We start from the raw sequence: 15713 nt of genomic DNA, 5'->3' as shown, positions 1-15713 counted from the left end.
TCCCCGGCCAACCCCACGTCCCCGGTCAATGGCGCCGTAAATATACGGTCCAGGGCGCCGCCCCGGAGGCCCCGCCCCCGGCACCCACCACCGGACCCACCGCGCACCACAGCAACCACCACCGCACCCGCACCCGGCACCCGGCACCCGGCACCCACACCCCACACCCCACACCCACAACGACGCACCCACAACGACGCACCCGCACCGCACCCAGCGGACCCCGCACCCACCACACGCCCAAGGCAACCCCGCCCCGCGGCATCCGCAGAGCTATCGCGCCCGCTCCGCCCCGTGCCGGGCCACCCGCAGGCGCACCTCCGCCGGGAGTTGGTCCAGGCCCGCCGAGCTCCGTGCGCGCTCCAGGGCCTCCGCCCGCAGCGCGTCCAGTGTCAGCGTCGGTTCCGCGCGCGGCTCCAGTACCAGACCCATCCGCGCCTCCGGCGTGGTCCGTCGGCCTCGTAGCAGGACGTGGGCCCGCTCCACGCCGTCCAGGGACTCCGCGTCCGCCAGGAGCGCCGCCTCCAGGGCCCGGCCCCGCAGCAGGGCGCCCTCGCCGTCGCCCGTCTCCACCAGTACCTCCTGCAGCCGGCGCCGCCGGAGCTGGGCCAGGAACCAGCACAGCGCGAGCACGAACAGCACCGCCAGCGCCCCGATGACGGCCGGCCACCACCAACCGGCGTCCCGCCACCGCGTCCGGTCCGCCCGGCTCAGCAGCACATCACCCCGCCCGTCGAACGGCGGCCACCCGGCCAGGACCACCGCGCCCACCCCGGCCAGCACCAGACCGACGACCCCCAGCAGCACCCGGTTGACGACACTCAGCATGGCGCGCTCACCCCTTCGACTTCGCCGACCGCCGGACACGGACGGACAGGGCGGGCCGCCGGGCCAGGCCCAGTTGCCGGATGCCCTCGTGGAGGGCGGCGTCCAGATCCGCCCGTACCTCGTCGAGATCACGGAAGTGGGCCAGCGCCCGGGCCCTGACCCGCCGACGGCCGACGTCCACGCGGGCGGACCGCACTCCGGGCACCTCCATCGCCCGGTCCCGCAGCACCAGACCCGCCGAGGCCCGGTCGATCCCCGCCCGTACTGCGCCCCCGGCCCCCGCCTCGGCCCCGGCACCGGCGCCCGCCTCCACACCCTTCCCCGACTCCGCCTCAGCCCCCGGCGCCGCCCCGGGCGGACGCATCGGGAGCAGCCCACGCAGCCCCGGCGCCAGCGCGAGGACCACCATCCACACCCCCAGCGCGGCCAACAGCGCCGCCCCGCCCATGACCCACGCGTCGTCCAGCGGCCGCGAGGCGAGTTCATCGGCGAGCCATTCCCGCCATCGCATGGCGGGCCGACCCGAGCGCACGGCCGCCACGTCGTACAGCAGCAGCCCGCTGATGAGGGCGATGACCAAGGCGACGATCCCGGCCGGTACCCGCCGCACGGACCAGAAGCGCCTGATCCGCCCGGGCGGCGGATCCCCCTCCCCGGCGCCCTTCCCCGCCCGCCCGCCGTACGCCGACGCCGAGGTGGACTGACGCATCTTCTGGTCGGCGTTCATCGCACCCTGTCCCTCCCCCGACGCACCCTCCGCTCCGGGTGCTCCCACTGCGGCACATGCAGCCGTTCGACGGTCACCACGACCTCGGGCACCTCCATGCCCGTCAACTCGCTTACCCGTTCGATCACCTGACGACGCACCGCACCGCAGTGCGCGCCGATGTCCGAGGGATAGCCCAGCTCGACGGCGACCCGGACGCGCGCGACGTCCCCGCGCACCACGGCGACCGCGTACGGGCGCGCGGCGGCGAGATCGGTAAGGCCGGCATCCGTGTCATGAACATCCGCAGCATCCGCATCCGCGGTACCCACGACGTCCGCCACATCCGCCACGTCGGCCACATCCGCCGCAGCGGCACCCGCATCGCCCCGCAACGCCTCCCGCGCCGCCTGCGCGGCGATCTTCGCGACGACCCGGTCCGCGATCCGCGTCGCGCCCCGCTCACCCGGCTCGACCACGGCGCGTCCTTACTGTCGTCATGGCCTCAACTGCCGCCATGGCCCCTGCCGTCGCCCTGAGCCCTGCCGTCGTCATCACGCCTGCCGTCGTCATCACGCGTGTCGGCGTCGAAGTGTTCACCGTGGCCGTCCGTCATCACGGCCACGGGAACGGAAGAAGTCGCCCGGGTCCAGATCACCGTCCAGGAACCGGCCGACGATAAACCCGACGGCGCCCAACGCCGCCACCAGCAGAAAGGCCCCGAAACCACCGAAGTAACCGGCGAAAGCCAGCGCCATCCCCGCGATCATCCCGACCACGGCCATGCTCATCGTGTGCTCCCCTGCTGGAGCCAACCGGAACCACTGCCGGCCTACTGGAGCCGCGGCTCCGGCGATTCCTCTTCCTCGTCCGGCAACTTCACATCGCTGACCGCGATATTGACCTCGACCACTTCGAGGCCGGTCATCCGCTCGACCGCCGCGATCACGTTCTCCCGCACGGCCCGTGCGACATCGGCGATGGAGACGCCGTAGTCCACCACGATCTCCAGGTCGAGGGCCGTCTGTACCTCTCCCACCTCCGCCTTCACCCCACGGGCCACCGACCGGCTGCCGGGCACCCGGTCCCGTACGACTCCGAAGGTGCGCGCGAGACCGCCGCCCATCGCATGGACGCCGACCACATCGCGGGCCGCCATACCCGCGATCTTCTCGACGACGCCGTCGGCGATGGTGGTGCGCCCCCGCGAGCCGGGGTCGCCTCCGCCGCGCCGGGGCCGGTCGGTGGCGGCCGGGGCGATGCCGCCCCCGGCGCCCAGCGTCCTGGGGGCGCCTGCGGCGGGCTCTGCGGCGGGGTTCTCGGGTCGGTTCCGTGGTGCGGTCTCGGACATCACCGATCGTCCCTTCCGAGGCGAAGAGCGGTCGAAGAGGTTTCCGCTCGCTCTACTGCCAACCTTAAAGGGGCCTTCCCCGAACCGCCTCGGAGATGCGGCACTCGCGCGATGGATACGGCAGGCTGTGAGCACACGGCAGGCCGAGACCAGTAGGGCTCGGTCCCGTCCGGCGCCAAGGGGTGGCACGGTGGTCACAGACCGGCTCGCGCAGACCGTAAGGGAGCAGCTTCTGCTCGGACGGCTGCTGCCCCTGGGTGAGCGGGAGGACGGCTCCTGGATCACCGAACACGCGGCCGGCGAGGTGCTCCGGCGGGCCGCCGACGAAATCCCCGGCGCACACCTGGGAGCGCTTCGGATCGCGCCCGCCGACCCCGACACCCACGCGACGCCCGCGGTACCGCCCCCGCCGAGCGCGCTGCCGCCGGGGACGCTGCGCATCGCGGCGGAGTGCGGGGCGACGCTGGAGGAACCGCTTCCGGTGACGGCGGACCGGCTGCGCGACGTACTCCTCGACGCGGCGAGGGACCGGCTGGGCCTCCTGGTGGAGGCGGTGGACGTACGGGTGACGGACGTACTGGACGAACTCCCGCCCCCGCCCCTCGCGGCCCCGCGCCCCCGCCAATCCCCACCACCACGGCCGACGCCGGTCGAACGCCCCGACCCGGACCCCACCGCGACCGCCGCCCGCGCCGCCGCCTCCGTCCCCGGCGTCGCCCGGCTCGCACCGGTGCTGGGATCGCCCCGGCCCGTGCGGATCGAGGGTGCGCACATCCGGATCGAACTGGCCGTGGCGGCGGATCACCGCGCCGTGGACGTGGCACGGGCTGTGCGAACGGCGGTGGCACAGGCCGTCCCCGTCCCGGCCCCGGGGGACCAGCCGCCCACCGTGGCCGTCCTGGTCACCGCCGTGGACTGACCACAAGCCGGGCCGGTCAACCGTCGCCGTCGGCCGCCCCGGCCCGATCACCTCTCCGCGCCGTACTTCCGCAGCCCCTCGACCGTGCGCTCCAGCTCCGCGACCCGGTCGGCCAGCTGCTCGGTCCGCGCCTCGAGCCGGCAGCTCTTGCGGTGCATCTCCAGGAACACATTGACCTTCGTCCGCAGCAGCCAGGGATCGAAGGGTTTGGTGAGGAAGTCGGCGGCGCCGATCGCATAGCCCCGGTAGGCGTAGTCGGAGTCGGCGTCGGTCCCCGTCAGCAGGATGATCGGGACGTCCTTGGTCTGGTCGAGCCGCTTGATGTTGGCGGCGGTCTCGAAGCCGTCCATGCCCGGCATCAGCACATCGAGCAGAACGACGGCGAAGTCCTGCCGCAGCATCGCCTTCAGCGCCTCCTCGCCGGAGCGAGCGCGGACGAGCTCCTGCTCGAGCGGGCCGAGGACGGCCTCCAGCGCGATCAGGTTCTCTTCCATGTCGTCGACGATGAGGATTCCGGCCTTCTCGCATGCGGTCGTCATCATTCCCCCTGCCTCGGCCTCGGCGGACCGGTCTCGTCGGGCGCGCTCCCGTCCCGGCCGGCGCCCTCACCGTCCTCCCCAGGGCCGTCGTCGACACCGCCCAGCACACCGAGCGACGCATCGTCAAAGGCGTCACCACCAGACGTGACGGCGTCATCGCCACCCACGGCAGGGTCACCACCGGACGCGGCAGCGTCACCACCAACCACGGCAGGGTCACCACCGGAAGCGGCGGCGTCGCCGTCCTCGCTCCCCGCCTCCTCCACCGGATCGAGCAGCTCGATGATCGCCGACATCAGCCGGTCGACGTCCACCGGCTTGGGGACATAGCCGTTCGCACCGCTGTCGATGGCCTTCTCCCGGTCGCCGGGCATGACCTTCGCGGTCAGGGCGAGGATCGGCACATCGGCGAGCCGCGGTGTGCTCCGAATGGCCCGGATCGTCTCGTACCCATCCATCTCGGGCATCATCACGTCCATCAGGACCAGCGAGACATCGGGATTGCGATGGAGCACCTCCAGCCCCTCGCGGCCGTTCTCCGCGTACTTCACCGTCATGCCGACCCGGCCCAGCACATGGGTGAGCGCGAAGACGTTCCGTATGTCGTCGTCGACGATCAGGATGCGGCGGCCGTCCAGCACCCGGCCGGGGCGTCCGCGCTGCCACTCCTTGAGCTGGGTGGCGCCCGGCCAGCCGTCGTCGTGGTCCCTGGCCTCGTCTCCGACCTCGGTCCCGTCCCCGCCGCTCGGGGCCGGGGCGGCGACCAGGCTGTCCGCCTCGCCGAAGACCCCGCTCGGGGCGTGGTCGGTGGTGTCCGGCAGCGTCTCGTCCGGGGCGGGGGCCACCGCCGGGACGGTGGAGCCGGTGGCCCTGGGGTCCGAGGGGTCGGGCACCGGAGCGACGCCGCTGTAGTGCACGGGGACGTAGAGGGTGAAGCGGGAGCCGACGCCCAGTTCGCTCTCGGCCACGATCCGGCCGCCGAGCATTCCGGCGATCTCCCGGCTGATGGACAGGCCGAGGCCGGTGCCGCCGTACTTGCGGCTGGTCGTGCCGTCGGACTGCTGGAACGCCTCGAAGATCACCGGCAGCTTCTCCGGCGGGATGCCGATACCGGTGTCGGAGACGGCGAAGGCGATCACGGCGTCCGCGGACCGCAGCGCCTCCTCCTCGAACTCCGCTCCCGGGGTGCGCTCGACGCGCAGCGTCACTCCGCCCGAGGAGGTGAACTTCAGGGCGTTGGAGAGCAGGTTGCGCAGAATCTGCTGGAGCCGCTGTTCATCGGAGAACATCTCGCGCGGTACGTCCTCGCCCACCGCGATCTCGAACGACAGCCCGCGGTCGACGGCCAGCGGCCGGAACGTGGCGTTCACATAGTCCAGGATCTTGACCAGCGGCAGCTTCTTCGGACGGACGTCCATCCGGCCCGCCTCGATCTTCGACAGATCCAGGATGTCGTTGATCAGCTGGAGCAGATCGGAGCCGGAGCGGTGGATGGTGGCGGCGAACTGCACCTCCTGGCCGGACAGCCGCCCTTCGGGGTTGTCGGCGAGCAGCCGGGCCAGGATGAGCAGCGAGTTCAGCGGGGTGCGCAGCTCATGCGACATATTGGCCAGGAACTCGGACTTGTACTGGGAGGCGGTCGCCAGCAGCGCGGCCTTCTCCTCCAGCTCCGCGTTGGAGCGCTGCAACTCGTTCGAGCGCTGGCGCAGCTCGGTGGTGAGCCGCTGGGACTCGGAGAGCAGCGACTCGGTGCGGGCGTTGGCGATGATGGTGTTGATCGAGACGCCGATGGTGTTGACGAACTGGTCGACGAAGGCCAGGTGGACCTCGCTGAACCGGCTGAACGAGGCCAGCTCGATCACTCCCAGCACCTGGTCCTCGTAGAGGATCGGCAGGATCACCACGCTGGCCGGGAGCGCCGAGCCCAGCCCGGAGTTGATGGCGAGGTAGTCGGGCGGGACGTCGTTGATGAGGATCCGCTTCTTCCCGACCGCCGCCTGGGCGACCAGCCCGCGGCCCGGGGGGCCGGTGCGCGGTGTCTGGCCGTCGCCCCCGACCGCGTCCTGATCGGTGCCGTATCCGGCGATGAGCTCGAGTCCCTCACCGGGCCTGGCACCGGCCGCGCTGAGGAAGAAGGCCCCGAACTGCGCGTTGACCAGCGGGGTCAGCTCGCTCAGGATCAGGTCGGCGACCTCGACCAGATCGCGGTGGCCCTGCATCAGGGCGGCGATACGGGCCAGGTTGGACTCCAGCCAGTCCTTGGCGCGGGTGGTCTCGCGGAGGTTGGCGACCATCAGATTGACGTTGTTCTTCAGCTCGGCGACCTCGCCCTGCGCCTCGACCGAGATGGACCCGGACATATCGCCCTGGGCGACGGCGGAGGCGACCTCGGCGATCGCGCGCACCTGGGTGGTCAGGTTGAGGGCGAGCTCATTGACGCCGGTGGTCAGCCGCTTCCAGGTGCCGTAGACACCCTCGACCCGGGCCTGGCCCCCCAGCCGGCCCTCGCTGCCGACCTCGCGGGCCACCCGCGTCACCTCGTCGGAGAACGAGGAGAGCGTGTCGACCATGGTGTTGATGGTGGTCTTCAGCTCGAGGATCTCGCCGCGCGCGTCCACGTCGATCTTCTTGCTCAGATCGCCCTCGGCCACCGCGGTGGCGACCTGGGCGATGTTGCGGACCTGCGAGGTCAGGTTGGACGCCATGAAGTTGACGTTGTCCGTGAGGTCTTTCCAGACCCCGGAGACGCCCGGCACTCCGGCCCGGCCGCCCAGCTGGCCCTCGGTGCCGACGTCGCGGGCCACCCGGGTGACCTCGTTGGCGAACGAGCGCAGCTGCTGGACCATGGTGTTCACGGTCTCCTTGAGCTCCAGGATCTCGCCCCGGGCATCGACCGTGATCTGCTTCGACAGATCGCCGTTGGCGACCGCCGTGGTGACCTGGGCGATGTTGCGGACCTGGGAGGTCAGGTTCAGGGCCATGGAGTTGACGTTCTCCGTAAGGTCCTTCCAGACCCCGGACACGTCGCGGACCTGGGCCTGGCCGCCGAGGTTGCCCTCGGTGCCCACCTCGCGGGCCACCCGCGTCACCTCGTCGGCGAAGGACGACAACCGGTCCACCATGGTGTTGATCGTCGACTTCAGCTCCAGGATCTCGCCCTTCGCCTCCACCGTGATCGTCTTGCTCAGATCGCCCTCCGCCACGGCGGTGGCGACCTGGGCGATGTTACGGACCTGCGAGGTCAGGTTGTCGGCCATGAAGTTGACGTTCTCCGTAAGGTCCTTCCAGACCCCGGATACGCCCCTGACCTGGGCCCGGCCGCCCAGCTCACCCTCGGTGCCCACCTCGCGGGCCACCCGCGTCACCTCGTCGGCGAATGCGGAGAGCTGGTCGACCATGGTGTTGATCGTCGACTTGAGCTGCAGGATCTCGCCCCGGGCATCGACGGTGATCTTCTGCGAGAGGTCGCCGTTGGCGACGGCCGTGGTGACCTGGGCGATATTGCGGACCTGCGAGGTCAGGTTGGACGCCATGAAGTTGACGCTGTCCGTCAGGTCCTTCCAGACCCCGGATACGCCCCTGACCTGGGCCCGGCCGCCCAGCTCACCCTCGGTGCCCACCTCGCGGGCCACCCTCGTCACCTCGTCGGCGAACGCCCCGAGCTGGTCGACCATGGTGTTCACGGTGAGCTTGAGCTCCAGCAGCTCACCGGTGGCCTCGACGGTCACCTGGCGGGTGAGGTCACCGCGGGCGACCGCCGTGGTCACCTCGGCGATGTCGCGGACCTGCGCGGTCAGCCGGGAGGCCATGGTGTTGACGGCCTCCGTCACGACGCGCCAGTCGCCGGAGAGCCCCTGCACCTTGGCGCGGCCGCCCAGCCGGCCCTCGGTGCCGACCTCACGGGCGATCCGGGTCAGCTCGCCGGTGAACAGCGACAGCTGGTCCACCGTGCGGTTCACCCCGCGCCCCAGCCGCCGCAGGTCGCCGCGGAGCTGGCGGTTGCCGTCGTGCAGATCCACCCGCTGGGTCAGGTCGCCCGACGCGATCGCGTCGAGCACCCGCGTGGCGTTGGACACCGGGCCGACCAGGGCGTCCAGCAGGTGATTGGCCGCGTCCACGCTGGTCGTCCAGGCCCCCTGACCGGGGCTCGCGGTGATCCGCTCGTCCAGCCTGCCCTGGCGCACCACCTCTCGGCGCACCCGCTGCAGTTCCCCGGCCAGATGCGCGTTGCGCAGCACGAGTTGATTGAAGACCCCGGCCATCTCGCCGACCACACCCTCGGCCGAGGGGTCGGCACGGACGGTGAAGTCACCGTCGCACAGTGCGTTCATCGCGGCGAGCAGGGAGCGCAGCTCGGACGCGGTCTCCGCACCGCACGCCGGGCCGGGCGGCCCAGCGGAATTCGCACGTTCCGCGGGCCGTGCCGGGGAAGTGTCGGTCGTGATCGGGTCGAGTGCCATGGCGTCGTCCCTTAAAGATCATTCAATTCCCCCTGTCTGTCATAATATGGCACCTAGATGGCCTAAACCGCCCATATCGCCCTGGAGCCGCACGTGGGAGCTTTGTTTCCTCTCGCGCGTGAGTCCGTCTCACGGACAACGCTGCCCGGAAGCGTGCGCGCACCCGGCGCAGCGCGCACCTTCGTCCGTACGGCACTGACGGGACGGAGCGCCGCGGAGGCGTTCGCGCCGGTCGCCCTCGACGAGCGGTCGATCGACGACGCGGTGCTGCTGGTGAGCGAGCTGGTCACCAATGCGGTTCTGCACGCGGGCACCCGGGTCGAGGTGGTCTGCCGGCTCCAGCCCGGTGACGGCCCCGCCGACGAGGGCGACCCCGTGGGGCAGCCCGACGAGGCGTCCCTCCCGGCCGACGCGCCCAGGCGGCCGGGGATCGTCGTGGAGGTGGCGGACCTCCACCCCGCCAGCACCGTCTACGGAGGGCCCGAGACCCAGCGCCGGGGCCGCGGCCGCGGGCTCCAGCTGATCGGGGCGCTCGCCGAATCCTGGGGCGTGACCTATCACCGCACCCGTAAGGCGGTCTGGTTCCGGCTGGACGCCGAGCGGGCGGTGCCCGAGTCCGACGCCGTCCCCACCAGCGCCCTCGGGCGTGAGCTGCGGTTCGCCGAGACCCTCGCCCCCGTGACACCGCGCGAGCAGCGCGATCCGACCGCCGATTGGATCGACCGCGGTGGGCCGTCCTTCCTCGCCGAGGCCAGCGAACTGCTCACCGGCCAGCTCGACGAGAACATGGTCGCCGCCCTCGCCGGGCAGCTTCTGGTACCCCGGCTGGCCGACTGGTGCGCGGTCTGGCTGACCACCCCGAGCGGCGGGCTGCAGCTCGCCCGCGTCTGGCACAGCGATGAGCACCGTATCGACGCGCTCCGCCTGTCGCTGGAGCGGCATCCGCCACCCACCGGGCTCGGTTCGGCGGGCACCTCCTGGCCCTGGCCCGGGATCGCGGACAGCCACGGCGGATCGGCGGTGTGCTTCCCGCTGATCGCACACGGCCGCAGCCATGGCGCCCTGCTCATCGGCCGGGCGGGCGTGCCGCGGATGGCGGAGGGCGTGGTGCGGCTCTCGGAGGACGTGGCGCGGCGGGTGGCCCAGGCGGTGGCCACGGCCCGGCAGTACACCCGTCAGGCGACGATCAGCCGGGCACTGCAGCGCCGGCAGCTGCCCATGTCGCTCGCCCACATCCCGGGCGTGGACACGGCGATCGTCTACGAGCCGCACGGCGAGGGACAGACCGTCGGCGGTGACTTCTACGACCTGTTCCCCATGGGCGACCGCCGCTGGTGCTTCCTGCTGGGCGATGTCCAGGGCAGCGATCCGGAGGCGATGTCGGTCACGGGGCTGGCCCGCCATCTGGTCCGGCTGCTGGCCCGTGAGGGCCATGGCGTCGAGTCGGTGCTCAACCGGCTGAACCAGGCGCTGGTGGAGGAGGAGGCGGAGGCGACGGAGATCGACGGCGAGCAGTCCCGGCCGCGCTTCCTGAGCCTGCTCTACGGGGAGCTGGAGCCCGACCCGGATGAGGGCAGCGCCCGCTGCACCCTGGCGAGCGCCGGCCATCCGCTGCCGCTGCGGCTGACCATCGACGGTACGGTGGCGCCCGCCGCCAGCCCCCAGATGCTGCTCGGCATCGACGAGAACCCGGACTTCCACGCCGACACGCTGGACCTGGCACCCGGCGAGACGCTGCTGTGCGTCACCGACGGGGTCACCGAGCGGCGCAACGGCGTCCGTCAGCTCGATGACGACGACGGCCTCTCGGACATCCTGCGGGACTGCGTCGGGCTCGGTGCCAAGGCGGTCGCGGAGCGGGTGCGGCGCGCCACGTATGACTTCAGCCCCGAGCCGATCGACGACGACCTCGCGGTGCTGGTGCTGGAGGCGGTGCCGACGGTGGAGCCGCCGCGGGTGCCGTGACGGCGCGTACGCCGTGACGGCGCGTACGCCGTGACGGCGCTGATTCGGTCACGGCGCGGGGGGCCCCACCGGGAGCGGCGGAAGCGTCTAGTCCGTCAGCCCCGCCAGGTCACGGAGCCGGCGGGCCTGGGCGGCGCGCTCGGCGACGCGCTGGTCCTCGTAGGTGCGCTCCACGGCCCCCCGCAGCAGCGCCTTGGTCTCGATCACGGCATCGCGGGGCGCGGCGAGAAGGGCCGCCGCCAGGTCCTGGACCGCGCCGTCGAGCTCGGCGGCGGGCACCACGAGATTGGCGAGCCCGGTCCGCACGGCCTCCTCGGCATGGACGATGCGCCCGGTCGCGCAGATCTCCAGCGCCCGGGCGTATCCCACGAGCCCGACCAGCGGATGGGTGCCGGTGAGGTCCGGCACCAGCCCGAGGCTGGTCTCGCGCATGGCGAACTGTGCGTCCTCCGCGCAGACCCGCAGATCACAGGCGAGCGCGAGCTGGAAACCGGCCCCGATGGCATGCCCCTGGACGGCGGCGATCGACACGATGTCGTTCCGCCGCCACCAGGTGAACGCCTCCTGGTACCCGGCAATGGCGGCGTCCAGTTCGCTGTCGGAGCCGCGCCCCAGCTCGAGGAACGACGGCTCACCGTCGAACCCCTCGGGCGTGAAGGCCTGGCGGTCCAGGCCCGCCGAGAAGGACTTGCCCTCGGCGCGCAGCACCACGATGCGCACGGTGCCCGGCACCAGCTTCCCCGCCTCGGCCAGCGCCCGCCACAAGGCGGGCGACTGGGCGTTGCGCTTCGCCGGGTTGGTCAGGGTCACCGTGGCGACCGTGTCATCGACGGTGAGCTGAACGCCGTCCTTGTCGAGCAGGGTCACAGGGGCCTCCGGTCGAGTGCGGTCAGTACAAGTGACTGCACAGTAACCACCCGGCCGAACCGACGATCAGCCGGGTGGCACCCCTGTCCATACCTGCTGATGATGACGGAACACAGCGCGTGCGATCAGGCCGTGGCGGCCTTCTTGCCTCGCGTCGCGCCGCCGCGTCCCCGTAGGGAAACTCCGGATTCACTGAGCATCCGGTGAACGAATCCATAGGAACGGCCGGTCTCCTCGGCCAGCGCCCGGATGCTCGCCCCGGAGTCGTACTTCTTCTTCAGGTCTGCCGCGAGCTTTTCGCGCGCGGCGCCGGTCACCCGGCTGCCCTTCTTCAGAGTCTCGGCCACCCGTGCCTCCTCATGGGAAGTGCGCTCTGGACTCTCATGATCACCCCTACAGAGCTTCCTGGCCACCCATTCGGCAAGGTCTGTGGATGAAGGATTGCGGGAGATCGCGGCGCGACGGCCTTCGGAATCAAGGATTCCGGCGCTGTTCAACCTGACACTCTTTCGTGTTCATTGGCGAAGAGGCAGGTCAGGGCATACGTGAGCAACGTCGCAGTGGTCCGGACCGGCGCACGGCACGTCGCGTGCGCCGGTGGCCCGCGACGCGCCGCGATACCAGCCGCTCTCACTCAGATGATGGATCACGCCTAGGCCGAATGATCTATGAGAAGGGCGTCGGAGCGGAGGAACCGGACTCTTGGGGCGCCGGGCGGCACACCGCCCCGGCGCCGCCATCGGCCCTCGTCAGGCGAGCGCGACGAGATCCGCGTAGGCCTCGCCCCACAGGTCCTCGACACCGTCCGGAAGCAGAATGATCCGCTCCGGCTGCAGCGCGTCGACGGCGCCCTCGTCGTGGGTCACCAGCACCACCGCACCGGCGAAGGTGCGCAGCGCGCCGAGGATCTCCTCGCGGCTGGCCGGGTCGAGGTTGTTGGTGGGCTCGTCCAGCAGCAGCACATTGGCCGAGGAGACCACCAGGGTGGCCAGCGCGAGCCGGGTCTTCTCACCGCCGGAGAGCACTCCGGCCGGCTTGTCCACGTCGTCGCCGGAGAACAGGAACGAGCCGAGCGTCTTACGGATGTCGACCAGGTCGAGATCCGGGGCGGCGGAGCGCATGTTCTCCAGGACGGTGCGGTCCGGGTCGAGCGTCTCGTGCTCCTGCGCGTAGTAGCCCAGCTTCAGCCCGTGGCCGGGGGTGACCTGTCCGGTGTCGGGCTTCTCGACCCCGGCCAGCAGCCGCAGCAGGGTCGTCTTACCGGCGCCGTTCAGCCCCAGGATGACGACCCGGGAGCCCTTGTCGACGGCCAGGTTCACATCGGTGAAGATCTCCAGCGAGCCGTACGACTTCGACAGCCCCTCGGCGGTCAGCGGGGTCTTGCCGCACGGGGCCGGGTCGGGGAAGCGGAGCTTGGCGACCTTGTCGCTCTGCCGGACCTCGTCCAGCCCGGCCAGCAGCCGCTCGGCGCGCCGGGCCATGTTCTGCGCGGCCACGGTCTTGGTCGCCTTGGCGCGCATCTTGTCGGCCTGCGAGTTGAGCGCCGCGGCCTTCTTCTCGGCGTTGGCGCGCTCGCGCTTGCGGCGCTTCTCGTCCGCCTCGCGCTGGGCCTGGTAGAGCTTCCAGCCCATGTTGTAGATGTCGATCACCGAGCGGTTGGCGTCCAGGTAGAAGACCTTGTTGACGACCGTCTCGACGAGGTCGACATCGTGGGAGATCACGATGAAGCCGCCGCTGTAGGTCTTGAGGTAGTCCCGCAGCCAGGTGATCGAGTCGGCGTCGAGGTGGTTGGTGGGCTCGTCCAGCAGCATGATGTCGGAGTCCGAGAAGAGGATCCGGGCCAGCTCGACCCGGCGCCGCTGACCGCCGGAGAGCGTATGGAGCGGCTGGCCGAGCACCCGGTCGGGCAGGCCGAGGCTGGCGGCGAAGGTCGCGGCCTCCGCCTCGGCGGCGTATCCGCCCTTGGTGAGGAACTCGGTCTCCAGGCGCTCGTACTTCCTCATCGCGCGCTCGCGGGTGGCGCCCTTGCCGTTGGCCATCCGGTCCTCGTTCTCGCGCATCTTGCGGAGCACGGAGTCCAGGTCGCGGGCCGAGAGGATGCGGTCGCGGGCGAGCACGTCGAGATCGCCGGTGCGCGGGTCCTGCGGGAGGTAGCCGACCTGACCGGAGCGGGTGATGGTGCCGGCGGTGGGGATGCCCTCACCGGCCAGACACTTGGTGAGCGTGGTCTTGCCCGCGCCGTTGCGGCCGACCAGGCCGATGCGGTCGCCCTTGGCGATGCGGAAGGAAGCGGACTCGATGAGGACGCGAGCGCCGGCACGCAGCTCGACGCCGGAGGCGGTGATCACGGGAATTACTCCTGGGCAGGGTGGACGGCGGACGGGACGGACGAGAGCGGCCGACGCCGTCTAATGCACGAGGAGAATTGCCATGCGGCTAGTTTAGCGGTGCGGGCAAGTCGTTTTCCCCCGGCCTTACGGCCCTCGCCGCGACCTTACGGCCTTCCCCCATGGTCTCCCCCCGCGGCCGCTCTCCTCTCCCCCGCGGCCGCTCCCCCTCGGGCCCGGCCCGTGTGAACCCGTCAGGCCCCGCCGGTGTGCACCTGGAAGGCCGCCCGGCGCACCGCCTTGGCCAGGGCCGGATCGGGGTGGGCGGCGGCCAGCGCCACCAGGACCTGCACGGTGCGGGGGTGTCCCACGGCCCGTACCTCCTCCAGCAGCGCGGGCACGGTGCCCTGCACGGCGGACTCCAGGTGGCGGACGAGCAGCGGGCTCTCGCCGTGGTCGGAGATGGCCGCGGCGGTGTCCACCCACAGCCAGGTGGCCTCCTCGCGGGTGAGCGCGTCCAGTGCCTCGTCCGGGTCGGCGCCCTCGTGCTCGGCGAGCCACAGAAGCGCGTACGGCCGCAGGCACGATTCGCCGACGACGGCCCGTACGGCGGGCTCGGCGGGCGCCCCGACGACGCGCAGCGCCTCGAAGGCGAGCCCGCGCAGCAGCGCGTCGTCGCCGCGCGCCGCCTCGATCAGCTCGGTGACGGCGCTGCCGACGGGGCGGGCGGCCAGCCAGGCCCGGTACTCGGCGCGGGCGGGGCCCGGGGTCAGGCCCGCACAGCCGCGCAGCATGTCGGGGGCGGGCTGCTCGATGTTCCCGGCCGGGCTCTGGGCCGCGACGCAGATCTGCTCCAGCTTGACCCACACCGCCCAGCTGCCGAGCGCGGACAGCTCGGCCTCCCGGCTGTCGCCCTTGGCCTCCTCGGCCGCGCTCCCGGCACTCTCCGGCCCGTCCGGCCCCTCCTGGGGCTCCTCCCGCACCGTCAGTGCCCCGACGGACGAGAGGGCGTCCAGGACCCAGTCGAGCAGCCCCTCCAGGGTGGCGGTGTCCTCGGCGTCGTCGGGGCTCCCGGCGCGCTGCGCGGTCTCCTGGGGCTCCGTGGCGTCCTGGAGCTCCGCGGCGTCCTGGGGGACCTCGCACCGCTCGGTGCGCAGCTCGGCGACCCGCTGCCGGAGCATGTCCAGCAGGGCGGAGATCTGCATGGGGCCGGCCGAGAGCTGCAGCAGCGAGAGCAGTTGCGGTACGGCCTCGACGACCTCCGCGACCGCCGTCGGCTCGGCCGCCGCCGGGGCGGGGCAGGCCAGGGACCATGCGTCGAGGAGCGCGACCCAGCCCCGCAGCACGGCGCTGTCGTCCCGGTCCCACGCCTGCAGCCGCCAGCCGGGGCGGGTGGTGCCCGCGTGGTGCTCGATGAGCCCGATGAGGCGGGCGCGGTCCCAGTCCCTCCGCACCTCCGGCTCGCTCAGCCCGAGCGCGGCGGCCGCGCGGGCGGCGGCCTCGTCGGACAGCGCGCCGGGGGCGCCGTGCTCGGCCGCGGCCCAGTGGGCGATCGCCACGGCCCCGGTGAGCCCCGCCCTGGCCCGCCGGGCCAGCTCCGCCGGGGGCGGAGTGCCCTCCGGCGGGCGGGGCGCCGGTCTTGAGCCGCGGTTCACCGCGGGCCGGCGGGCGGTGGCCATCGGCCGGTTGCGGACGAGTCGGAGCCGGGAGTCGCGCGGAGTACGGGACGTCACGGAAGCAGTCTCGCCGTT

13 protein-coding genes are annotated in these 15713 nt (G+C 72.0%); 2 read left to right on the top strand and 11 right to left on the bottom strand.

The features are described 5' to 3' along the window. Nucleotides 1-273 precede the first annotated feature (273 nt). The 5 genes from amaP to J8403_RS32590 form a co-directional block, all read right to left on the bottom strand. Nucleotides 274-828, bottom strand: a complete 555-nt coding sequence (amaP, locus tag J8403_RS32605) for an alkaline shock response membrane anchor protein AmaP (protein WP_211126288.1) — start codon at nt 826-828, stop codon at nt 274-276. A gap of 7 nt (nt 829-835) precedes the next feature. Next, on the bottom strand, nt 836-1555 hold the full coding sequence (locus J8403_RS32600; RefSeq protein WP_246586094.1) for a DUF6286 domain-containing protein: 720 nt from the start codon (nt 1553-1555) through the stop codon (nt 836-838). Further along, nucleotides 1552-2013, bottom strand: coding sequence for a hypothetical protein (locus tag J8403_RS43910; RefSeq protein WP_246586093.1), 462 nt, complete (start codon nt 2011-2013; stop codon nt 1552-1554). The genes J8403_RS32600 and J8403_RS43910 overlap by 4 nt, the downstream gene beginning before the upstream one ends. A gap of 117 nt (nt 2014-2130) precedes the next feature. Continuing rightward, nucleotides 2131-2325: a hypothetical protein gene (locus J8403_RS32595; RefSeq protein WP_211126287.1), complete on the bottom strand. Its 195-nt coding sequence runs from the start codon at nt 2323-2325 to the stop codon at nt 2131-2133. Nucleotides 2326-2366: 41 nt separating this feature from the next. Then, nucleotides 2367-2885: an Asp23/Gls24 family envelope stress response protein gene (locus tag J8403_RS32590; RefSeq protein WP_211126286.1), complete on the bottom strand. Its 519-nt coding sequence runs from the start codon at nt 2883-2885 to the stop codon at nt 2367-2369. 190 nt (nt 2886-3075) lie between these two features. On the opposite strand from J8403_RS32590, the gene J8403_RS32585 reads away from it, so the two are divergent. Further along, a complete protein-coding gene (locus J8403_RS32585) occupies nt 3076-3804 on the top strand; it encodes a nucleopolyhedrovirus P10 family protein (protein WP_211126285.1) in 729 nt (242 codons plus the stop codon). Between the two features lie 47 nt (nt 3805-3851). Here J8403_RS32585 and J8403_RS32580 read toward each other — a convergent pair whose 3' ends face one another. Together J8403_RS32580 and J8403_RS32575 are read right to left on the bottom strand one after the other, a co-directional pair. After that, nucleotides 3852-4343, bottom strand: a complete 492-nt coding sequence (locus J8403_RS32580) for a response regulator (RefSeq protein ID WP_211126284.1) — start codon at nt 4341-4343, stop codon at nt 3852-3854. Beyond that, complete coding sequence (locus tag J8403_RS32575) at nt 4343-8803, bottom strand: HAMP domain-containing protein (protein ID WP_211126283.1); 4461 nt, start codon at nt 8801-8803, stop codon at nt 4343-4345. The genes J8403_RS32580 and J8403_RS32575 overlap by 1 nt, the downstream gene beginning before the upstream one ends. Before the next feature lie 93 nt (nt 8804-8896). Here J8403_RS32575 and J8403_RS32570 point away from each other — a divergent pair, with 93 nt between their 5' ends. Beyond that, entirely contained in the window at nt 8897-10768 is a 1872-nt protein-coding gene (locus tag J8403_RS32570; protein ID WP_211126282.1) for a SpoIIE family protein phosphatase, read from the top strand. Nucleotides 10769-10855: 87 nt separating this feature from the next. On the opposite strand, the gene J8403_RS32565 is transcribed toward J8403_RS32570, so the two are convergent. The 4 genes from J8403_RS32565 to J8403_RS32550 form a co-directional block, all read right to left on the bottom strand. Beyond that, a complete protein-coding gene (locus tag J8403_RS32565; protein ID WP_211126281.1) occupies nt 10856-11635 on the bottom strand; it encodes an enoyl-CoA hydratase/isomerase family protein in 780 nt (259 codons plus the stop codon). A 125-nt stretch (nt 11636-11760) separates the two neighbouring features. Then, complete coding sequence (locus tag J8403_RS32560) at nt 11761-11982, bottom strand: helix-turn-helix domain-containing protein (protein ID WP_014059784.1); 222 nt, start codon at nt 11980-11982, stop codon at nt 11761-11763. Nucleotides 11983-12384: 402 nt separating this feature from the next. Further along, the gene (locus tag J8403_RS32555; RefSeq protein ID WP_211126280.1) at nt 12385-13983 is read right to left on the bottom strand and encodes an ABC-F family ATP-binding cassette domain-containing protein; all 1599 of its coding nucleotides are present in this window, start codon (nt 13981-13983) and stop codon (nt 12385-12387) included. 233 nt (nt 13984-14216) lie between these two features. Further along, the gene (locus J8403_RS32550; RefSeq protein ID WP_246586092.1) at nt 14217-15695 is read right to left on the bottom strand and encodes a hypothetical protein; all 1479 of its coding nucleotides are present in this window, start codon (nt 15693-15695) and stop codon (nt 14217-14219) included. Between the last annotated feature and the right edge of the window lie 18 nt (nt 15696-15713).

Source organism: Streptomyces yatensis (assembly GCF_018069625.1).
Taxonomy (GTDB): Bacteria; Actinomycetota; Actinomycetes; order Streptomycetales; family Streptomycetaceae; genus Streptomyces; species Streptomyces yatensis.
The sequence above is the reverse complement of the archived record's forward strand: the minus strand, read 5'-3'. Positions and strand labels throughout refer to the sequence as shown.